This window comes from Laceyella sediminis, from assembly GCF_003003125.1.
Classification (GTDB): Bacteria; Bacillota; Bacilli; order Thermoactinomycetales; family Thermoactinomycetaceae; genus Laceyella; species Laceyella tengchongensis.
This window is the reverse complement of sequence record NZ_PVTZ01000003.1, coordinates 233,073-253,102: the sequence shown is the minus strand read 5'-3', so window position 1 is coordinate 253,102 and position 20,030 is coordinate 233,073. Positions and strand designations below refer to the sequence as shown.

General features: G+C 46.7%; 22 protein-coding genes and 1 other annotated feature. Of the genes, 16 read left to right on the top strand and 6 right to left on the bottom strand.

The annotated features are described in order from the left end of the window. Positions 1-235: 235 nt before the first annotated feature. Complete coding sequence (gene thiE, locus CLV36_RS05850) at positions 236-874, bottom strand: thiamine phosphate synthase (protein ID WP_102991889.1); 639 nt, start codon at positions 872-874, stop codon at positions 236-238. Beyond that, a complete protein-coding gene (thiD, locus tag CLV36_RS05845) occupies positions 864-1,679 on the bottom strand; it encodes a bifunctional hydroxymethylpyrimidine kinase/phosphomethylpyrimidine kinase (RefSeq protein WP_102991890.1) in 816 nt (271 codons plus the stop codon). The genes thiE and thiD overlap by 11 nt, the downstream gene beginning before the upstream one ends. A gap of 183 nt (positions 1,680-1,862) precedes the next feature. Between thiD and CLV36_RS05840 the strand changes: the two genes are divergently transcribed. The 3 genes from CLV36_RS05840 (at position 1,863) to CLV36_RS05830 (ending at position 3,287) form a co-directional block, all read left to right on the top strand. Further along, complete coding sequence (locus CLV36_RS05840) at positions 1,863-2,555, top strand: DsbA family protein (protein ID WP_106342026.1); 693 nt, start codon at positions 1,863-1,865, stop codon at positions 2,553-2,555. Between the two features lie 20 nt (positions 2,556-2,575). After that, a complete protein-coding gene (locus CLV36_RS05835; protein ID WP_181352841.1) occupies positions 2,576-3,013 on the top strand; it encodes a disulfide oxidoreductase in 438 nt (145 codons plus the stop codon). A gap of 91 nt (positions 3,014-3,104) precedes the next feature. After that, complete coding sequence (locus CLV36_RS05830; RefSeq protein WP_022735870.1) at positions 3,105-3,287, top strand: hypothetical protein; 183 nt, start codon at positions 3,105-3,107, stop codon at positions 3,285-3,287. A gap of 69 nt (positions 3,288-3,356) precedes the next feature. On the opposite strand, the gene sspI is transcribed toward CLV36_RS05830, so the two are convergent. Then, positions 3,357-3,566: a small acid-soluble spore protein SspI gene (gene sspI / locus CLV36_RS05825; protein WP_022735871.1), complete on the bottom strand. Its 210-nt coding sequence runs from the start codon at positions 3,564-3,566 to the stop codon at positions 3,357-3,359. A gap of 102 nt (positions 3,567-3,668) precedes the next feature. Between sspI and CLV36_RS05820 the strand changes: the two genes are divergently transcribed. From CLV36_RS05820 to CLV36_RS05795, 6 genes are all read left to right on the top strand, one after another. Next, positions 3,669-4,331, top strand: coding sequence for a potassium channel family protein (locus tag CLV36_RS05820; RefSeq protein WP_102991892.1), 663 nt, complete (start codon positions 3,669-3,671; stop codon positions 4,329-4,331). Next, on the top strand, positions 4,328-5,140 hold the full coding sequence (locus tag CLV36_RS05815; RefSeq protein ID WP_106342025.1) for a TrmH family RNA methyltransferase: 813 nt from the start codon (positions 4,328-4,330) through the stop codon (positions 5,138-5,140). The genes CLV36_RS05820 and CLV36_RS05815 overlap by 4 nt, the downstream gene beginning before the upstream one ends. A gap of 61 nt (positions 5,141-5,201) precedes the next feature. Then, positions 5,202-5,439, top strand: a binding site (T-box leader). 47 nt (positions 5,440-5,486) lie between these two features. After that, positions 5,487-6,488, top strand: coding sequence for a phenylalanine--tRNA ligase subunit alpha (gene pheS, locus CLV36_RS05810; protein ID WP_102993787.1), 1,002 nt, complete (start codon positions 5,487-5,489; stop codon positions 6,486-6,488). A gap of 15 nt (positions 6,489-6,503) precedes the next feature. Next, positions 6,504-8,918: a phenylalanine--tRNA ligase subunit beta gene (pheT, locus tag CLV36_RS05805; protein ID WP_102991894.1), complete on the top strand. Its 2,415-nt coding sequence runs from the start codon at positions 6,504-6,506 to the stop codon at positions 8,916-8,918. A 73-nt stretch (positions 8,919-8,991) separates the two neighbouring features. After that, complete coding sequence (gene zapA / locus CLV36_RS05800; protein ID WP_102991895.1) at positions 8,992-9,240, top strand: cell division protein ZapA; 249 nt, start codon at positions 8,992-8,994, stop codon at positions 9,238-9,240. Between the two features lie 9 nt (positions 9,241-9,249). Then, a complete protein-coding gene (locus CLV36_RS05795) occupies positions 9,250-9,774 on the top strand; it encodes a CvpA family protein (RefSeq protein ID WP_102991896.1) in 525 nt (174 codons plus the stop codon). Between the two features lie 57 nt (positions 9,775-9,831). On the opposite strand, the gene CLV36_RS05790 is transcribed toward CLV36_RS05795, so the two are convergent. Both CLV36_RS05790 and CLV36_RS05785 read right to left on the bottom strand, forming a co-directional pair. Further along, the gene (locus tag CLV36_RS05790; RefSeq protein ID WP_102993788.1) at positions 9,832-11,160 is read right to left on the bottom strand and encodes an MATE family efflux transporter; all 1,329 of its coding nucleotides are present in this window, start codon (positions 11,158-11,160) and stop codon (positions 9,832-9,834) included. A gap of 289 nt (positions 11,161-11,449) precedes the next feature. Further along, positions 11,450-12,424: an ADP-ribosylglycohydrolase family protein gene (locus CLV36_RS05785; protein WP_223248051.1), complete on the bottom strand. Its 975-nt coding sequence runs from the start codon at positions 12,422-12,424 to the stop codon at positions 11,450-11,452. A 377-nt stretch (positions 12,425-12,801) separates the two neighbouring features. Between CLV36_RS05785 and polX the strand changes: the two genes are divergently transcribed. Beyond that, positions 12,802-14,526 (top strand): DNA polymerase/3'-5' exonuclease PolX, encoded by a 1,725-nt coding sequence (gene polX, locus CLV36_RS05780; protein ID WP_102991897.1) that lies wholly within the window; start codon positions 12,802-12,804, stop codon positions 14,524-14,526. 757 nt (positions 14,527-15,283) lie between these two features. On the opposite strand, the gene CLV36_RS05775 is transcribed toward polX, so the two are convergent. Beyond that, on the bottom strand, positions 15,284-16,675 hold the full coding sequence (locus CLV36_RS05775; RefSeq protein WP_106342024.1) for a helix-turn-helix domain-containing protein: 1,392 nt from the start codon (positions 16,673-16,675) through the stop codon (positions 15,284-15,286). 603 nt (positions 16,676-17,278) lie between these two features. Here CLV36_RS05775 and CLV36_RS16955 point away from each other — a divergent pair. The 6 genes from CLV36_RS16955 to sleB all read left to right on the top strand — a co-directional run bounded on the left by CLV36_RS16955 (position 17,279) and on the right by sleB (position 19,950). Continuing rightward, entirely contained in the window at positions 17,279-17,437 is a 159-nt protein-coding gene (locus CLV36_RS16955) for an NUDIX domain-containing protein (protein WP_146130599.1), read from the top strand. A 24-nt stretch (positions 17,438-17,461) separates the two neighbouring features. Beyond that, the gene (locus CLV36_RS05765; RefSeq protein ID WP_106342023.1) at positions 17,462-17,707 is read left to right on the top strand and encodes an NUDIX hydrolase; all 246 of its coding nucleotides are present in this window, start codon (positions 17,462-17,464) and stop codon (positions 17,705-17,707) included. An 84-nt stretch (positions 17,708-17,791) separates the two neighbouring features. Then, positions 17,792-18,226 carry an NUDIX hydrolase gene (locus tag CLV36_RS05760; RefSeq protein ID WP_106342022.1) on the top strand — a complete coding sequence of 145 codons (435 nt, stop codon included), beginning with the start codon at positions 17,792-17,794 and terminating at the stop codon, positions 18,224-18,226. A 348-nt stretch (positions 18,227-18,574) separates the two neighbouring features. Then, positions 18,575-18,763 carry a hypothetical protein gene (locus CLV36_RS05755; protein WP_106342021.1) on the top strand — a complete coding sequence of 63 codons (189 nt, stop codon included), beginning with the start codon at positions 18,575-18,577 and terminating at the stop codon, positions 18,761-18,763. A gap of 6 nt (positions 18,764-18,769) precedes the next feature. Then, positions 18,770-18,988, top strand: a complete 219-nt coding sequence (locus tag CLV36_RS05750; RefSeq protein WP_102991908.1) for a hypothetical protein — start codon at positions 18,770-18,772, stop codon at positions 18,986-18,988. A gap of 173 nt (positions 18,989-19,161) precedes the next feature. Beyond that, entirely contained in the window at positions 19,162-19,950 is a 789-nt protein-coding gene (sleB, locus tag CLV36_RS05745; RefSeq protein WP_102991909.1) for a spore cortex-lytic enzyme, read from the top strand. The last annotated feature ends 80 nt before the right edge of the window (positions 19,951-20,030 follow it).

Genomic DNA, 20,030 nt, shown 5'->3' with positions numbered 1-20,030 from the left:
AGGGCATTGGCAATCGGGAGTGCCGCATTTGTTGCATTTGGAAGTGCGGGGTTCAACAAAGGTGTTCATATGGTTCACCTCCACACACAGTTATCCTGGTTGCTACATTTCATTTTATTATATTTCTCTGCTGTTGTAAATTGAATATACATAATTTATTGAATAATCAGCGGATGAATGTAATCACCCGCCACGTCGAGTCGGCGGGTGAGACAAGTGACCGAGCGAATGTGCGTTAACGGGAACATTGGCGCAACTGTTGCGCGGCCTGTTCGGGGGAGTCGGCGCGAGTGATGGCGGAGATGACGGCAATGCCATCTGCCCCAGCTTGACGCACCGCAGCCATGTTATCAACGGTGATGCCACCGATGCCGACGATAGGAAAGTCACCAAGTGCTTGGCGAATCTCAGCTAATGCCTCTGGTCCAATTGGTTGTTTCGCATCCGGCTTGCTCGTCGTGGCAAACATGGGACCAATGCCGATATAATCCGCCCCTTCTTGCTGTGCTTGTCGCGCTTCAGGGATGCTGCGGGCGGATACCCCAATCACGCAAGACGGGGGAAGGATGCGTTTGGCCTCGGGCACGGGCAAGTCGTCTTGGCCGAGATGAACTCCGTCGGCATCGAGGATTAAAGCCAAATCCACCCGGTCATTCACCAGAAAGGGAATCCGGTGTGTGCGGCAGAGGGCGCGCAGGCTGTGACCCAACTCCACCGTTTCACGCAAATTGCGCGCGGAATGTTTTTCGCGAAACTGAAAACAGGTGATGCCCCCTGAGATGGCGGCCTGAAGCACGGCAACCGGATCGCGGTCGAGGCAATCTTGGCTGCCCATCACCAGGTATAGGCGCAAATCTTTTGCTTTAATCGGCATACAGCTCACCTCCTAGGCGATGAGCCCAGTGATTGGTTGGCCCATGGCCGCTTCCCAGAGGAAATGCATGGGAAATGGCAGCCGAAATGAACTGCTTCGCCTGGGAGACGGCGTTGGCCAAGGTGAAGCCGCGGGCCAGATAGGCGGCAATCGCAGCCGAAAGCGTGCATCCCGTTCCGTGAGTGTGAGAGGTGTCGAACCGGGGTGAACGGAGGAAGACGAACTCTTTGCCATCATAAAAGAGATCGACGGCATCATCATCTTCAAGATGCCCACCTTTGATCACCACGGATTGGGCGCCGAGTGCATGCAGGGCTTGTGCCGCCTGTTTGCGTGCGTTCAGATCGGTAAGCGGCGTTTCCGTCAATGCTTCGGCTTCAGGGATGTTGGGGGTGATTACGGTAGCGAGCGGAATCAGTTCTTCCATGAATTGTTTTCTGGCCGCCTGATCCAACAGCAGATGCCCACTGGTCGAGACCATCACTGGATCAACCACCAAGGGAAACAATTGGTGCTCTTTCACTTTGCGGGCGACAACAGACGTAATCTCGGCATTGGCCAGCATGCCGGTTTTGGTCGCGTCTACGCCGATGTCCGTTGCCACGGCATCTAGCTGCTTGGCGACAGCCTCCGCAGGGAGGGTTTGCACATCAAAGACCCCCAGGGTGTTTTGTGCCGTCACTGCCGTGATCGCGGTCATGCCGAAAACCCGGAGTTCTTGGAACGTTTTTAAATCTGCTTGGATGCCAGCGCCTCCGCCACTGTCTGAACCGGCGATGGTCAGGGCCCGTGCAGGTTGAGTCATCAGGGTACCCCTTTCTATCAGTTGTGTGAGATCCGGTGTCTTCATTTATACAACCATATTCTATCAGAAATAAAGGGGTTCAATATAAATTTGAATAGTTCGTCTATAGCGTGAGCGGGCAGCTAGCACATATAGAAATTTACATATTTTTATTGTACCATCTAGAAGAAGGAGTGTGAAAACATGGCCAATAAGCACAAGAAGAAAAGCGTGTCTGATCGGATGGGCATGATCACCATGGTTACCGTTTTGCTGGTCTTTTTGGGTTTGGGCATTTTTGCGGTGATCCAATCCATTACACAAAGCGGTGAACAGGCGAAAGAAAAAGTGAACATTAAGCTTGACGGGCAACCGACCGTCGGAGACCCCAATGCGCCGATCAAGCTGGTTGAATTCGGCGATTTCAAATGCCCGACCTGCAAAATGTTTCACGATGAGATTTATCCACTGCTGAAAAAAGAGTATATCGACACCGGCAAAGTGCAAATGGCATTTATCAATTATCAATTTTTAGGTGCCGATTCCGTGACCGCTGGCATTGCGGGCGAATCGGTATACAAGCAAAATCCGGAAGCTTTCTGGAAGTTTTATGACGCTATCTACAAAAATCAAGGGCAGGAAACGGAAACCTGGGCCACTCCCGAGTTTTTGACTGAATTGGTCAAGAAGAACATTCCAGAAGTGAATGCAGATCAAGTGAGCAAAGACTTCAAAAGCAAAGCATACGAAAAAGACGTGCTCGCGGACAACCAGTTGGCGCATACCTATAAAGTGGACGGTGTTCCGACTGTCTTTATCAACGGCGTCATGATGGATAACGCGATGGACTATGCCGCCTTGAAAAAAGCGATTGACGCCGAGCTGAAGAAAAAATGAGAGAGGGAATCTGATCCACGATGAAGCGGATGTTGTCTACATACGGTCTTTACTTTGCCTGGTTGGTCGCGCTTGTGGCCACAGGAGGCAGTTTGTATTTTAGTGAAGTATTGGGCTTCATTCCCTGTACCCTGTGCTGGTATCAGCGGATTTTTATGTATCCGCAAGTGATTCTGCTCGGAATCGCCTCTTATCGCAACGACCATCGTATCATCCCTTATGTTTTGCCGTTGTCGGTGTTAGGGGGATGCGTTTCGCTCTGGCACTATCTGGAGCAGAAAGTGCCGGGTTTTGCTACGATCCTTCCTTGCCGCGTCGGTGTGCCTTGCGCGCAAGCCTATATTGATTGGTTTGGGTTTATCACGATTCCATTTTTGGCGTTGGTTGCATTCATCTTGATCGTTGTCTTTCTCTCATTTGCCCGCAGTGGCGCAGTTGAAGACGAAGCTTCAGAATAAACGGGCATATTTCCCTTGGCATTTGCCGGAGCCTGTTGTGACGGTGGGTACATAGACTAGTACTGAAGTCACAACGAAGGGAGATCGATCTGTGAAAAATGGAACTTTGAAGACAAGCGGCATAGGTTTTGGCGGCTTTGGCGGGATAGGGTCGGCCATCGCCATCGCGATCATCGTCATCCTGATCATCGCCTTCTTCTGCTTCTGGGGCTTTTTCGGAGGCGGCTGGGGTTTCGGTGGGGGCTTTGGTGGTTTCCCCGGATTCTGCCTGTAACTGCATAACGAAAAAAGCAAGCCTGTTCGTTAAGAACGAACGACGGGCTTGCCTGTTTTTTTTTAATCCTTATTTAGGAAGCGCTTCGTGCAGTGTTTCGATGAGTTGATTGCGCTCGGCGTCGGAGCTGTTTTTCCAGATGACTTCGAACAGCACACCCAGTCCGGGCAACAATTTTTCTTCGCCTTGTTGAATAGAGTCCACCACTAATTCTTGCAGTTGTTGCGGATTCATGGTATGAATGTTGTGTATTACTGCACCGCGAATGTCAAAATTCATCCTGATAACCCCCTTTTACATAAGTCTTTACGGAAAAAATAACTTTATCCCTAAACGATTTGGGTTAAGCTAATTTGCAGAGGCTTTGCGGAGGCGACAAAAGTGAGTAAAACGTTTGCGATTATTGGCTTGGGCCGATTTGGAGGAAGCGTGGCCAAAACACTTCATTCCATGGGGTACGAAGTGTTGGCCATTGATAAAGACCACCAACGCGTTCAGGATATGTCCCAAGTGCTACTGCACACCGTGGAAGCAGACACGACCGATGAAAACGCGTTGAAAGCGCTGGGAATACGCAATTTTGACGTAGTGGTGGTCGCTATTGGCAATGACATCCAGGCCAGCATCTTGACTACGTTGGTGCTCAAAGAAATCGGATGCCCGAAAGTCGTGGTGAAAGCGATCAACGAGATGCATGGCAAGGTATTGAATAAATTGGGAGCCGACCGCGTGGTGTTCCCGGAACGCGACATGGGGGTGCGCGTAGTTCACAGCTTGATTTCACCCAATATCCTAGAGTATATCGAGCTATCCGATGACTATAGCATCATTGAGGTGATCGCCGGTGAATTTTTCAACGGGAAAACACTGCAGGAATTAAATATTCGTGCGAAATTCGGTTGCAATGTGATGGCCATTAAGAACGGGTCGCAGTTTAACATTAACCCTGCGGCGACCGATATGATACATAAAGGTGACACGTTGGTTGTGATCGGCCATAATGACGATTTGAAAAAATTACAGGAAAAGACAGATGACCAATGACAATAAAAAAACGCATTTCCATTACATCTCCTCATAATGAGCAAGTAAAACGCTGGAAAAAGTTGAACACCAGAAAAGGGCGGGCGCAAGAGAGGGCGCTGTTGATTGAAGGCGAACACCTGTTATTGGAAGCGGCGCGGGCATCTGCACAGTTTGAAGCGGTGCTGGTCAATAGGGATAAAGAAGAGGTCTACCAACGCATCAAAGGGGAATTGCCGCCCGATGCGCCCGTGTACGAACTAGCTCCTGCCGTATTTGCCGCGCTGGTGGACACTGAAACGCCGCAAGGGTTGGCAGCTGTCATCACTGCGCCAGTTTGGCCGCGTGACGTTTGGCTAGACAAAGATGGTGATTTGACCGTGCTACTTCTGGACGCTGTCCAAGACCCTGGCAACTTGGGGACGATCATCCGTACAGCTCAAGCGGCAGGAGTGGATAGCATCCTGCTGGGGAAAGGGACGGTTGATCCATTCAATGCCAAAGTAGTCCGTTCGGCAATGGGTGCGTTGTTTCGCATGCCGCTTATCCAGATTGATTTGGCGGAAGCGATCCCAATGTTGCAGTCCCGGGGAGTGACAGTTGTGAATGCCTATCCACATGCTGGCACGCACCATTTTGATTATGCTTTTCCGGCGCGGGTGGCACTGTTGCTGGGCAATGAAGGCCGAGGCGTCGATGAGAAATACCTGCCGCTGGTGGATGCGGATGTCACCATCCCTATGCCGGGTGGAACCGAGTCATTAAATGTATCCATCACCGGCGCGATTTTGCTGTATGAACGAATCCGGCAACATTTTCAGGCAAGGTAACTGTTGCAGGTTGACTTTGCCATAGCTTATAATATTAAATAATTTAATCTGACAATGGATTTGAAAAGCGATGACAGAGAAGAGTAAGCAGTGCATCCTTTCAGGGAGGGAACACCATGACTGGAAGTGTTCCTAAGGAACTGGCTGCTGAAGTTCGCTCTGGAGCTGTCCCCTGAACTGACGTGAACGTGAACGCGAGTAGGGGGAACCGGTTTGACCGTTATCTCTGTAAGTGGAAAAGAAGGAGAAGACTGCCTTCTTTTCAAAAAGGGTGGTACCGCGAATCTCTCGTCCCTTTGGACGCGGGATTTTTTTATTTTCCATCAAAAAGAGGGGAGTATCAATGATGCGCGAACGTTTAACAAGTTTGCAAGATGAAGCGGCCATTGCGATCGCTAATGCGGAGAGCTTGGACGCACTGAGGGAACTAAAAGTAAAGTATCTGGGAAAAAAAGGTGAATTAACAAGTGTATTGCGCGGCATGGGGAGCTTGCCCCCGGAAGAGCGGCCGGTGATCGGCGGATTGGCCAATGAGATTCGGGCACAACTCGACCTGTTGATCGCGGAGAAAGAATCAGCCTTTGAAGAGGCGGCGCTCAATGAGCAGCTGGCCACAGAGACGATTGATGTCACGTTGCCGGGAACCCCTGTTAAGTTGGGTTCGATTCATCCATTGAATCTGGTGATTGAACAGCTGGAAGACGTCTTCATCGGCATGGGATTTGAAATCGCCGAAGGGCCGGAAGTGGAGACGGATCAATACAACTTTGAAGCGTTGAACCTGCCCAAAGAACATCCGGCGCGCGACATGCAAGATTCGTTTTACATAACGCCGGAGACGTTGCTTCGCACACACACTTCGTCGGTGCAAGTGCGCACCCTGGAGAAAAAAGAAGGGCATGTGCCAGTAAGGATCATCTGCCCTGGTAAGGTGTACCGCCGCGATGATGACGATGCGACACATTCACATCAATTCACCCAAGTCGAGGGCCTGGTGGTTGACCGCGGCGTGTCGATGAGTGAGTTAAACGGTGTCTTGTTGGCCTTAATTGAAAAGATGTTTGGCGAAGGAACCGAAATGCGGTTGCGCCCCAGTTATTTCCCATTCACTGAGCCGAGTGTGGAAGTGGATATCTATCATCCGGAAAAAGGCTGGGTAGAGATCTTGGGAGCGGGCATGGTTCATCCGCGCGTGTTGGAGAAAGCCGGCTACAATCCGGAACGTTATTCTGGTTTCGCCTTCGGAATCGGGGTGGAGCGGATCGCCATGCTGAAATACGACGTTGATGACATTCGCCATTTTTACAATAATGATTTGCGTTTCTTGCGCCAATTTCGTTCTGAGTGAGAGGAGTGACATCAAATGCTAGTATCGTATGAATGGTTGTCTCAATATGTGGATTTAGAAGGGATTTCTCCGGAAGATATCGCTGAAGAGCTGAATCGGACGGGGATTGAAGTGGAAGTGATCTATACCCGCGATCCCGGCGTATCTGGTGTCATCATCGGGGAAGTGATGTCAGTGGAACGCCATCCCGAAGCGGATCGGCTCAATGTTTGTTTGGTTAACGTAGGGAAAGGGCAAGTGTTGCAGATTGTGTGCGGCGCGAAAAACGTGGCCGCCGGACAACGGGTGCCCGTCGCCTTGGTCGGGGCCAAATTGCCGGGCGGATTGCACATCAAAAAAGCCAAACTGCGCGGGGTGGAGTCAAATGGTATGATTTGTTCCGCTCAAGAATTGGGCTTCCCGGAAAAAGTGCTGATGAAAGAACAGACTGAAGGCATTTTGGTGTTGGAGCCCGACGCGCCGATTGGCATTGATATCAAAGAATTCCTGGGCATGAATGACCAGGTAATCGAATTGCAATTAACGCCGAATCGTTCCGATTGCTTGGGAATGATCGGAGTTGCTTATGAAGTGGCGGCTATTTTTGACCGTGAGTTGCGTTTGCCCATGACGCAAGATATGCCTTTACAATACGAGGCACCCATCAACGTGTACATTGAATCGGAAGAAGATTGTCCTTTTTATGCGGCGCAAGTGGTGCATGACATTAAAGTCGGGCCGTCCCCACAATGGATGCAAAACCGCTTGATTTCGGCGGGTATTCGTCCGATCAACAATATTGTGGATATTACCAACTACGTGATGTTGGAGACGGGCCAGCCGTTGCACGCCTTTGATTACAACCGCGTGCAAGGGGGGCAAATCATTGTCCGCCGCGCGCTGTCCGGCGAACAGATCGTGACATTAGACGGTGTGACGCGCACATGTGACGATCAAATGTTACTCATCACCGACGGTGAACAGCCTTTGGCTTTAGCTGGAGTCATGGGCGGAGAGTCTTCCGAGGTGACCGACGAAACGGTGACCATCTTGTTGGAATCCGCGTTCTTCGATCCGCAAATGGTGCGGCAAACCTCCCGCAAAGTGGGATTGCGTTCCGAGGCGAGCGCTCGCTTTGAAAAAGGTGTCGATCCGGAAGGGATTTTGCCAGCACTGGCGCGGGCTGTGCAGTTGCTCTGCCAAATCGCCGGCGGTGCGGTAGCTTCTGAAGCGATCGTGAAAAAAGTGGGCGATGTTGAGGAGATGGTGATCAATCTGCGCCATGAACGCTTGGTCAATCTGCTGGGCGTGCAGGTAGATCCAGAAGAAGTGCTTGATATTTTCCGTCGTCTGCAGTTCCCGACCGAAGTGACCGATGAGGGGTATGCTGTGCAGATCCCGACACGGCGTCCGGACATCACAATTGAGGTGGATTTGATAGAAGAAGTGGCTCGGTTGTACGGATATGACCGAATCCCGACGACACTTCCGTGGGGTCAGCAACCGCCTGGGGGCTTGACTGAGGAACAAAAGGCGCGCCGGGTGATTCGTCACACATTGATGGATTTGGGATTGCATGAGGTGTTGACGTACAGCCTGACTTCGACGGCGCTGGAACAAGAGGTGGCCTCTTTGTTTGCGGTGGAGAACCATGTATCTCTGGCCATGCCGATGAGCGCGGAGCATGCTGTATTGCGTAGCAACCTACTTCCACACTTGATTGAAGCCGCATCATACAACCATCGCCATGGAAACGAACGAGTGCAAATCTTTGAGTTGGCTCATGTGTACTTGCCTGGACATGCGGACGAGACGTTGCCAGAAGAACGGTTGGTCTTGGGTGGGTTATTGACTGGGAAGCAACCCGCCGGCATCTGGAAAGAGCAGCCATTGCCTGCTGGCGATTTCTACAAGGCCAAAGGGATTTTGGATGCTTTGTTCGCTCGCTTGGGTGTTGTTGATGTGGAATATCAAGCTGTCGCTCCTCACGGTTTCCACCCGGGACGAACCGCCCAGATTTTGATTGGCGGTGAGGTTGCTGGACTGCTTGGTGAATTGCATCCGCAGCTGGCCAAAAAACACGATCTCTCGCGCCCTGTCGCATTCCAGCTAGATGTGGAGAGATTGTTCGCAGCAATCGAGGGGCCGTTGGTGTATCAGCCGATTCCGCGTGTTCCTGCGGTTACGCGTGATCTGGCCGTCGTTGTCGATGAAGCCGTTCCGGTCGGATTGTTGGAAGAAGGAATTTGGCAGGCTGGCGGAGAATTGGTTGAGTCTGTGGTGTTGTTTGATGTTTTCGCTGGAGAGCAGATTGGAGTCGGCAAGAAAAATGTCGCCTTCTCATTAGCTTATCGCGCGGCGGACCGCACGTTGACTGATGAGGAAGTATCTAAAGTGCATGAGCGTGTGATTTGCCATCTGGAAGAAACGTTTGGCGCCAAGTTGCGTTGACGGATTGCGGCTTTTTTGGACCTGTGAATCCATCGGGCATAAAGGCCTTCACCTTCTGTGAAGGAGGCGTAAGATGAAAAATAAATTGAGTGTGGAGATATACGGTCAGCAATACAATTTAACCGGCAAAGCGAGTCCAGGGCACATGCGCCAAGTGGCCAGCCATGTGGATGAGAAGATGCGGCAAATCGCCGACAAAAACCCCAGGCTCGACACGACGCGACTGGCCGTGTTGTCCGCGGTCAACATTGCCGATGAGTTTTTGAAATTAAAACAAGAACATGATGAAATCATGCACCTGATCGAAGATGAAGAACCGTAGGAGGATCGTATGGGGTGGTTTGATCTGATCGTACTGCTCTTCTTGATCGGGGCTGTGTTACAAGGTTACCGGCGGGGGTTGGTGCTTCAGGCCGCCTCGCTCGTCTGTTATGCGGTAAGCATTTGGCTTGCGTATCTGTTCGCCGATGATTTGGCCCCTGTTTTGGCGGAAAAGTGGCCTTTGCCAAAGACAGGCCAGACCGCTTTGCTTACTTTCCTGAAGGTGGATAAACTGCTGTATTCGGTCTTGGCGTTTTTTGTCTTGATGATCGGCATCCGGCTTGTACTGTCCTTGGTGGTCACCTTGATCAATCAAGTGACTAAACTGCCTGTGGTGTCCACCTTGAACCGTTCCGGAGGCGTGCTGTTTGCGGTGGCCAAACTCACAGTGATAACTGTGGTCATCGTGCACATGCTGACGGTCTTGCCATGGGCGACCGGCCAAACGGCGATGAAAGAATCGGTTGTTGCGCAGGCTTGTATCCAAATGACCCCGACGTTAGCTGAAGAGCTGACGAGTTGGTTGAAACGGTAAAAGCAAACACCTTGCCTTTGTGGCAAGGTGTTTCTTTGTGTGCATTACATGGACCGATTAATGAATCAGACTGGTGATGCTCTTTTGTTTACAAGACCAACGATAGTAGGCGTATTGCAAGCCTAAATTGACGATGAATGCGGCGGGGTAGCCGATCCAGATCCCAATGATGCCAAGACTGGTGAAATTGGACAGGAAATAAGCAACAGGCACTTCTACAAGCCAGATAGAAGCAACACTAAACACGGTCGGCCAAAAGACGGTGCCACTGGCGCGCATGGTGGCGCTGATAATCATGGCCTGGCCGAAGATCAAATAACTCCACAGCGTGATCATAAGCAGATCATGGGCGATGGTTAGCGTTGGTTGATTGGTCAGGAATAAGGATAAAATTTCTTTTGAGAGCAGATAGACCAAGGTGATTAATACGCCGCCCATCACGACGTTGAGCAACGCGCCGGCCCGAATGACTTGTTTCAGGCGATCCAATTGCTTAGAGCCAATCGATTGGGCTGCGAAGATCGAGACGGCAATCCCCAAACTGATGGCCGGCATGGATACATAACTCACTACTTGATTGACTGCGCCATAGGCGGCGGTGGCGTTGGAGCCGAACTTGTTCACAAAGGAGATGACGGCGATTTCAGACAGTGAGATGAGGATCATTTGGATACTGGACGGAATCCCGAGGCGAAGGAGCAATTTCAATAAATCCCAATCCATCCGCAAGTGTTTGCGTACAGAGGCATCAAATTGCAACGGATGTTTGGTTTTGCTAAGGTAGATCAGCGTAATGATAAACGTCAGTACGGTGGATATCACAGACGCGTAAGCGGAGCCGTAGACGCCCAGACGGGGCAAACCCAACCATCCGAAGATGAGAAACGGCATCAGAGCCACATTCAGCACCGTGCTGACAATCAGAGAGTAAAATGGCGTTTTGGAGTCCCCGATCCCCCGGATAAACGTGGTGTAGGAGATATATAAAAACATCACCGGCAAAGACCAAAAGAGGATGCGCGCATAATGCACGCTAACGGTGATGATGTTCTCGGGTGTGCCGATGAAGCGCATGATCTCCCAAGTAAACAAGCTGCCGACTACGGATGACACCACGCCGAGAATAAAAGTAAAGGTGAGCGTAGTGCCGACGATGGCTTTTAAGCGCTCTTCGTTTTTCGCACCATGTGCCTGACCGATCAGAATGGAACTGCCTGAACCGATTCCAATGGTGAATGAGACAAGTAGAAAAAATAGTGGGAAGAAGGACGAGATGGCGGCTAACGCTTCCACACCGAGCCAACGACCTACAATCAAGCTGTTTACTAACTGGCTGATTGATTGCAGTGCATTGCTGAGGATCAACGGGATCAGAAAGATGAACATTGCGCGCCAGACAGGGGTGTCTGGTTGTTTGTGGTTTATTCCTTGCACTGATTCCACTTTAATACATCCTTTATCTTATTTTTACGGCCAGAGCATATTTTTCCCGATGCAAGCGTGACTGAAACGAGATGTTGTTACCAATGCTTTCTTTTTATCGATTTAGCTACCCCTTCATTGGAATGGATGAATTACCCCCCTTGTCTATTCGGGCGTGGGCGCTTTCTTAAAAAGTAACACCCCAGCCGTTCTCGGCTAGGGTGTCAAGGCCGCCAAATGAAGGAAGTCGGATTCAGGCATGACGGTGCTCTAACAATTTTTTAACTAATGGGTTTAATCGTTCTTGGCCGCGGAGTTCGGAGCGCCAATTAACAGGAATCGATTGGATGCCATCGCGCAATCCGGCCAGGCCGCCGACAATCGCTGCATTGGTGTCGGTATCCTGTCCCAAGAGAATGGCCGCCTTCACCACATCGGGATATGTTTTCTCCTTTAAGGCTAAGCGGGCAGCGTGCAGACTGGCGACAACATAACCGCTTCCGTCACTGAATGGTTCGCTGTCGGGTCGGATTTCCCATTCCAAGGCCTGTTCATGTGACGGCAGGTCTCTATATAGATCGCGCAACGTGCGCACGGCATCGTTGTAGGCTTCATTCCACTCTAGACCTTGTAGAAGGCGCCGTGCCCACAAGCAATACAGGGCACAACAAGCTTGATTGGTCTCATGCCCATGCGTGACGATGGATTGTAGATGTGCATCCCGAACCAAGTCTTCATCTGTGCCATGATGCCACAGGGCGAGTGGCAATACGCGCATCAATGATCCATTGCCTTTCCCTTCAGGACGGAGATATCCGGCTCGAGTCGGGGGTACCCCGTGGTGTTGAATGGCGCGCAATGCTTCACTGGTCTGCACACCGATATCAAAGACGCGGTGATCGACTGCATATTCCCCGCGCTCAGCCCAAGCGATCAACCGCGCCGAAAAGTCGTCGAGATCCAATTGTTCGCATGTGATCAAAGAATCGAGCAGAGCCAAGGCTTGCGCACCGTCATCTGACCAGGTGCCTGGCGGAACGGTTGGATAAGTGCGGGGATACCCGGCTGGCGGGTGGAAGTCGATCTGACTAGCCGGGGGTAGCTCGCGTGGTTGCTTAAATTCGTACGGAACTCCGAGTGCGTCCCCGATCAAGAGCCCCCACAAGCCTCCTAAGATGCGGTCTTCTATGTTGATTTGAGCTTGTGCCATGGCATTGTTCCTTTCCATTAGATGAATTCCCCTATATTATAAATCAAAAAGGGAACGGGCGGTCGTATGCCGAAGCAATTTGGATGAATTCAGAACGCCCATCTGAAAAGTGGCTAATCGTATTCAGCTAACAGGAGAGTTCGTGCGATTGATGTTACGGCATTTGCAGTGGATTTACTATAAAATGGATTATGGTGGTATCATAGTTTTCAAACGTACCCAGATGAAAACAATGGAACCACGTTGCTGATTCTACGTGGGTTGCGAAAGAATAAGCGTAGAACGGAGAAAAATGGAGGAAGCATAGAGGTATTCTGATTATAGAAAAAAAGTCCATGAAGTGGAGCGATTAGTGATGATTTTGTCTAGAATAAGGAAAGGTAGGGGGGAATTCGATGAATAATAAACAGATCGTAGCAATATTAAACCAGTTGGCTGATTTGATGGAACTAAGCGGTGAGAACGCATTTAAAGTTCAAGCTTATCGTAGAGCAGCACGCACAGTAGAGAATAGTCGTACACCAATAGTTGAGATGAGTGACGAATTGGAAAAATTATCAGGAATAGGAAAAGGGACTGCATCTGTGATTCGGGAGATTATTGAGACAGGACGTTTAGCACAACTAGATGAATTAAGACAACAGCTGCCTCCCGAACTGCCTGACTTACTCGCACTGCCGGGAATAGGTCCGAAAACCATTTATACCTTATATAAAAAATTACATATTACCAATATGGAAGAATTGAAACAAGCGGCTAAACAGGAAAAAATTCGCAGCTTGGCTGGATTTGGACCGAAAAAGGAACAAAAGATACTCGAAGCAATTGAACAATTTTCAAATCGCCCCAAACGAGCGCATCTTCATGTGGCAATGGCTGTTGCTTCTGCAATCAAAAAACGATTGGAAGGGATCGCTGAAATTGAGAAGATTGAGTTAGCAGGAAGTATACGGCGATATAAGGAAACAATCAAAGATATTGATTTTGTTGTAGCAACAGATCATCCTGTAAAAGTGGCTGAGCAGATTGCTAACTTACCTGAAGTAATACAAATTGTTGGGCAAGGTGAAACCAAAGTTAGCATTGTTGTTGACGTAGATGGTATGGTGATGGGAGTAGACGTACGGCTAGTTACCTCAGATCAATTCGGTAGTGCTTTAAGTCATTTCACAGGATCTAAAGAATTTAATATACTCATCAGGCAACGAGCGAAGCAATATGGCTGGAAAGTAAGTGAATATGGCATTTATGATCCTGATACAGATCAAACAATGACTTTTAAAGATGAGGCTGATTTTTTTGCTCAGTTGGAGTTGCCTTTTATTCCACCAGAGTTTCGTGAAGATCGTGGTGAAATAGAAAAAGCTGAACTGGGAGCATTACCTGCATTAATTCAGCTAAGTGACTATCGCGGAGATTTACATGCCCATACACTCTATAGTGATGGTTCTCATTCGATCAAAGACATGGCGTTAGCCGCAAAAGCAAAAGGATATGAGTATATTGCAATAACTGATCATTCACAGTCGCTAAAAGTAGCAAGTGGTTTGACAGTGGATGAGGTTTACGAACAATGGGCTGAAATCGATCAACTGAACCAAGAAGGTTTAGGGATCACAATTCTTAAAGGTGCTGAAGTAGATATCTTAGCAGACGGAACACTTGATTATCCAGATGAATTGCTGAAACAAATGGATTTGGTTATTGCATCTGTACATACTCAATTTAAACAAGACGAAGAAACCATGACACGTCGAATAATCAAAGCGATGGAAAATCCTTATGTAAATATCATTGCACATCCGACAGGACGACTGTTATTGCGGCGGGATTCATATGAAGTCAATGCGGATCAGTTATTTAAGGCTGCACAGGAAACGGGTACTATTTTGGAATTAAATGCTCATCCTCATCGTCTGGATTTAAATGACCAGTTGTTAAAGAAAGCCAAAGAAGAATATGGATTAAAATTTACCATCAACACGGATGCACACTCGGCCGAGGGATATGATTATATTATTTATGGAATTGCTACAGCACGTCGGGGTTGGTTGGAAAAGAAAGATGTGATTAATACATACACATTGGGCCAATTAAGAACCGTCTTAGCTAAAAATTAATGTTTAATATCAGAAACCATGCCAAGTTGGTCTGTGTCAGGTCTAACCGACACCGTTCAGCTTGGCACTAACAAGAACTAACTTAAACAAGAACGAATTAAAACTAGAATAATGATTACGAGACTTTTCAGTCCCGTAGGCGCAGCAGAATTATAATATTTACTTTCGTTCAGGGAAAAAAAGTAAATGTAAACGATGCGATAGAATTGGTTTTTCGGTTGGTTCAATGTTCGACTGACTATCGGTTAGGCGCGTTAAAAATACTGCGACATACCAGCGTAAAATATAGGCGAATATAGGGTTTGCTAGGTTGGTGCTAGTCGAAAGGGATGTCACTAGCCACCTTTTTTTCGCTTGTTTAGCGCTTTTTCGTAATGAATAATGGCAGTTTTGGAATCGTTCATTTTTTAGTAGTCACCGAGAGCAACCAGCGCGTGATGATAACGGACAATATCATCACTTTTTTCTGTAAACTCAATGGCGGCCTGTTATTATGAAAGAGAATGTTCAAAAAGACTCCGACTAAATTGCGCCCAAACGAGGAAATTGCTTTGGTTTTAATTTTTCTTGGATCGTAAAAAACTGGAGTTTACACTTATTTTAAATATAGGATATAATAATAATGGTTGTTTGATAAACGATAAATAAATAATCCTCAGAACCTTTAAAAAAAGGTAATGAGGACTAATAAAAAATGGATCAGCTCTTATAACTCAGGAAAATAATAGGTGTTTTCTCTGAGTTTTTTTATTTTTTCTTAGCCAGATGGCGGTTCACCGATAGATCTACGGATCATCTTTTCTTCACCTCCCTCCAGAGTATCAGCATAGTCATCAAAGAACTCTCGTATAAACTTATTCGCATTGGGGTCACCTAATTTCACTAGTTGTTTACCCAAAATTAGATTAATTCGGTTCTTTAAATCTTGGAATGAATGTTGCTTACTTAATTCCCGAGCTTCATTCAAAATTTGAATGGCCTCGTCGTTTTGATGTTCCTTAAAATAAAGCTGTCCTAACATGATAAGTGCTTCACAATATCTAAATGCGTTATTGGCTTTTTTGGCGAATTTTGCTGCCCTTAGTGAATTGTCTATTGCTTTTTTGTTTTCTCTACTTTTAGAGTACAACAGGCCTAACTGGTTGTAAATATACGATAGCAGAGATTGACTGTCAATGAGCTTTTCGAACTTTAACGCTGTTTCAAAACAAAGCTGAGCTAAGTCAAGCTTATTTTTTTGTACGTGGATTTTACCCAAAGTGGTCCAAAGTTCACATAAACGGTTGTACATTTTATCAATACGAGCGAGCTCTATGCCTTTAAGTGCGTATTGGATAGCTTGTTTGTACATTTTAGATTTCATAAAAAGACTTGAGCGAACATCATACATATTTAGTGCGGCTTCTTTACTAAAGCATTTGCGATGATTTCTCTCTTTAGGAAAGATTATGTTTTCCATTTCATCAAGGGTTGATTGTGCACCATCAATATCATTCAGATTTTGCAAATAAATTGCTTTACTGGTTAAGATCATTTCTTGATAATATTCTCGTTCTCCATCTGGCAAAAAACACATTGATGCTCTTTGGGAACAAGCCAGTGCTTCACGATAATTATTCTGCAAATACGCTATAATCCCTAGCTCATGATAGGCAGCTGCTTGCAAGTTTGAATAAGCCAGGTCCTTAAACTGATGCTGAATATTATAAATAGTGTCATGGAAATATTTGTGCGCTTTTTTCCAGTTCTTCTTGTGCATAAATACTTTCCCTTTTAGGTAGTTGCTATAAACTATAAACGGATTGTCATCCGAAAGATCTAGCTTCCTTATCATCTCAAGTCCTTCATCAGGATCTAACAAGTCGATTAAGTTTTCAGCAATATTCAATTTGATAATTATTTCTTCACCAGTATCCTTATTTTCTTCATCATTTTCAATAATGTAAAAGTCTGATAGATCCAGAGATGAATTTAGCTTTTTAAGTACATACCTCATTTTATCCTCGCTAACACCTGGTTTCCCTGTTTCGATTAAACTCAACAGTGGTTGAGTCATAACATCGTCAACTAGATCCTTCTGTTGTAACTTCTGCTGTTTGCGTACTCTTCTGATATACTCTCCAAAAGCAGCACGATCAATTATATTCATTATATTCACCTCAAAAAAATTTTTTTTAAGGAAAAAACGGAGTGAAATAGCCTGTTTTCGAATTTATTTTATTCCTTCTTCTGAATATTAAATGTATCGTGCTTTATATTGGAGTGAATTAGCCCTATATTCTAATATATTTCATTTCGATAATTCGCTATATTAGAAAATTTACATCCGCTGGCAACCGTGTCGCTTTAATAAAAAGAGTTCGTGATGGGATGACATTTTATGTTATCCCTGGTGGAGGAATTAAAGAAGGGGAGTAGCCAGAAGATGCAACAATACGCGAGGCATATGAAGAATTAGGTATTACCATCGCTATAAAAGAAAGGGTAGCCATAATAGAATTTAATGGCGGGTTGCAATATTATTTCCTCGGTGAGATTACTGGAGGTACTTTTGGTACAGGCCAAGGAAAAGAATTTACTCAGCCGGATAGAAAACGTGGTACGTTTGAACCTGTATGGATGGAGATCGAGGATTTAGCTGATCATGATGTTCGACCAAGAGAAATAGCTGATCTTTTATTGACAGGATCAGTCAAGTAGATTTCGGAAATGACTTGGTGATCTATTCAAATGTAATAATTGGAGGACTAAAATGTATCAGAAAATCGTTTGTACAGGATTTATTTATCATCAAGGAAAGACGCTCATTATAAAGCGGTCTTTACTAGAAGCGTTTTTGCCCGGGTTTTATGAACTGCCCGGAGGAAAAGTGGACTTTGGTGAAAACCCGGAAGAAGCACTGAAACGCTAATTTCGTGAAGAAATCAATGTAAACGTGGAAATCGTCAAACCATACAAAGTCTTTTCCTATGTCTCAGAGAACGGAAACAGTCACACAGTCGAAATCGTGTGTCTGGTTCGATTGACCGATGATTCGGCGAAGATCCAATTGAGTGAAGACCATTCTGCTTACCAGTGGATTTCCGAAAAAGATGTTCAGAATTATCTCATTACCCACGAAACGCAAGACTCGATTCTTCGCGGATTTAAAGCGGTTCCGCCTGAAATGGTTAATCGCTAATTCTTTAAACACCTTAGCTATGCTTATTACCTATCCTCTTGAAGGGGTATCTATTGAAAGTTCCTAATAAAGGAGTTGTGCAATATGCCAAAAAAACGTTTTACTGCTCCAGTAACGATTCATCTCTTTTTTGTACAAGATAATAAAATCCTCTTGCTCCGCCGCTACAATACCGGATACGAGGATGGGAATTATTCTGTAGTTGCGGGGCATTTGGATGGTGGGGAGACCGTCAAACAAGCGGCAGTTAGGGAAGCAAAAGAGGAAGCCGGAGTTCAGTTGAAAGAAGACGACGTGGAAATCGTTGGGGTCATGCACAGAAAAGCAGGTGATGAGCGGGTAGACTTCTTCGCGGTCGTTAAAAACTGGGAAGGAGAGATTCAAAATCTGGAGCCCCACAAATGCGATGATCTACGGTTTTTCCCGTTGAATGAACTTCCTACAAATATCATTCCCTATATTCTTCGGGCGATCGACAACTATAAAGAAGGAAGATGGTTTGATAGTTACGGTTGGTAGGGGATCAGAAAAGGGAACTCTCAGCGAAAGCCTGTTGGGGGTTCCTTTTCTAAAAAGAGAGGTAGACTCATATGATTTGTTTTGGCGGAATGTTTGGTATCGGAAAGACGACTTATGCTCAAATATTAGGCGAATATTATAAGAGGACGTCCCCTTTTTATCTGTAAATGATTTCTCAATTGTAACATCTTCCTCCGGTCTCGTAAGAAGAGGCTGGGATATAACCTGGGTACTTGAAGATGCCGCTACTAGTGAGCTTCTAAAACAGGAGCTTAATTCAAGATCTGATAAGTAGGTGTTGATTATGTTAAGACAGGGGTTTTTTTCTTCAAGAGATGAATTTGAGGAATGGCTTTTTTTCAATCGGATGCAGTTGAAAACTTTATTGATGAGTTTAGTCACTTAAAATTGGACTATTCTCCAGAATCACTACTTAGACTGGAAAAATGGATTTTAGATCGGCATTCATCTCCCCAAACTTTAGTGAAAAATGAAAAGGAAGCAGTACTTGATGGTATGCTTCGATATGTTGGGTAAGTTTATGTGAAGCAGTTAAAATGGATATGGGATGTAGAACTGAACGATAAGAATGATGTTTTTTACAGTATGCCTTTGGTAAAGCAGAGAGACGATCACGACAATATCTATGCTGAGTCTCCGTGGTCACTTCTTTTGGCTAGTGTAGATCGTAGGCAGGGAGAGAATATGTATCGTATGTTTATGAATATGAAAGAGGATATGGAAGAAAAAGGTTTTTTGTAATAAAGAAAAGATCAAGGTAGGTATATTATTGCTGATGGCTTAGGTGTAGGTCTTATAGTTGGCAGAGTTGAAAAAAAGCTGGCCAAGTGAATTTTCCACCACAGGAATGAATCGGCGCCTGGTTCGGCATAATAACGAAAAATACCAACCTGGGAAAGGGTTGTTGTTTGCTTATGAAACGCCGAACCATATATCGAATTCTTCTCAGCGTGCTAGCGATGGCGCTCATGTTGTCTAGCGGGGCGACTTCATTGTCCGCGATGGCTGCACCGCCAGACGAAACTGCGGTGCCCGCTTTCGGACCGGGTGTGTTAAAGCCGGGAGCTAAGGGTAAAGATGTCAATGAATTGCAAGGCCGTTTGAAGTTGTTGGGATTTTACACTGGTCCGATTAACGGCGTGTTCACCCATCGCACCTATTTGGCTGTGCGGTTGTTTCAGTACCGCTTTGGTTTAAAAGTGGACGGGTCGGTTGGACCCAAAACGAAACTGATGTTATGGAAAGCGACGAAGCATTGGACCCCGTCCATGACGGAACCCAAAAAACAAATCGCCAAAAAAGCGGCACCAGCTACTGGAACCAAGCTTCCGCGTTCTTCTAACGGCTTTAGCCAAAACGATTTAAAATTGTTGGCGCAGGCCGTTTATGCCGAAGGGCGTGGCGAACCGTATGTGGGTCAAGTGGCCATCGCGTCGGTGATTCTTAATCGGATTGAGAGCGACAAGTTTCCTGATACCGTATCAGGAATCATCTTCCAACCATTGGCATTTGAAGCGGTTGCTGATGGCCAGATTTGGATGGAGCCCGATGAGACGGCCAAAAAAGCGGTGATGGATGCGGTGAATGGATGGGATCCATCAGGAGGTGCGTTGTATTATTTCAATCCGGCTCGCGCGACTTCCAAATGGATTTGGAGCCGCCCTCAAATCAAGACCATCGGCAAACACATTTTCTGTCGATAAAGTCAGGCATCGAGCCTTTCTGGGGCTCGATGTTTCCTTTTGTTTGAACATGTTATAATGGTAGAGGATTTTATCGATAG

Bases quoted from the DNA above. Each gene is read 5' to 3' on its own strand.
- thiE (WP_102991889.1), bottom strand. From the start codon at position 874: ATGCCGATTAAAGCAAAAGATTTGCGCCTATACCTGGTGATGGGCAGC.
- thiD (WP_102991890.1), bottom strand. From the start codon at position 1,679: ATGACTCAACCTGCACGGGCCCTGACCATCGCCGGTTCAGACAGTGGC.
- CLV36_RS05840 (WP_106342026.1), top strand. From the start codon at position 1,863: ATGGCCAATAAGCACAAGAAGAAAAGCGTGTCTGATCGGATGGGCATG.
- CLV36_RS05835 (WP_181352841.1), top strand. From the start codon at position 2,576: ATGAAGCGGATGTTGTCTACATACGGTCTTTACTTTGCCTGGTTGGTC.
- sspI (WP_022735871.1), bottom strand. From the start codon at position 3,566: ATGAATTTTGACATTCGCGGTGCAGTAATACACAACATTCATACCATG.
- CLV36_RS05815 (WP_106342025.1), top strand. From the start codon at position 4,328: ATGACAATAAAAAAACGCATTTCCATTACATCTCCTCATAATGAGCAA.
- pheS (WP_102993787.1), top strand. From the start codon at position 5,487: ATGCGCGAACGTTTAACAAGTTTGCAAGATGAAGCGGCCATTGCGATC.
- pheT (WP_102991894.1), top strand. From the start codon at position 6,504: ATGCTAGTATCGTATGAATGGTTGTCTCAATATGTGGATTTAGAAGGG.
- zapA (WP_102991895.1), top strand. From the start codon at position 8,992: ATGAAAAATAAATTGAGTGTGGAGATATACGGTCAGCAATACAATTTA.
- CLV36_RS05795 (WP_102991896.1), top strand. From the start codon at position 9,250: ATGGGGTGGTTTGATCTGATCGTACTGCTCTTCTTGATCGGGGCTGTG.
- CLV36_RS05790 (WP_102993788.1), bottom strand. From the start codon at position 11,160: ATGTTCATCTTTCTGATCCCGTTGATCCTCAGCAATGCACTGCAATCA.
- CLV36_RS05785 (WP_223248051.1), bottom strand. From the start codon at position 12,424: ATGGAAAGGAACAATGCCATGGCACAAGCTCAAATCAACATAGAAGAC.
- polX (WP_102991897.1), top strand. From the start codon at position 12,802: ATGAATAATAAACAGATCGTAGCAATATTAAACCAGTTGGCTGATTTG.
- CLV36_RS05775 (WP_106342024.1), bottom strand. From the start codon at position 16,675: ATGAATATAATTGATCGTGCTGCTTTTGGAGAGTATATCAGAAGAGTA.
- CLV36_RS16955 (WP_146130599.1), top strand. From the start codon at position 17,279: ATGTATCAGAAAATCGTTTGTACAGGATTTATTTATCATCAAGGAAAG.
- CLV36_RS05760 (WP_106342022.1), top strand. From the start codon at position 17,792: ATGCCAAAAAAACGTTTTACTGCTCCAGTAACGATTCATCTCTTTTTT.
- CLV36_RS05755 (WP_106342021.1), top strand. From the start codon at position 18,575: ATGGCTTTTTTTCAATCGGATGCAGTTGAAAACTTTATTGATGAGTTT.
- sleB (WP_102991909.1), top strand. From the start codon at position 19,162: ATGAAACGCCGAACCATATATCGAATTCTTCTCAGCGTGCTAGCGATG.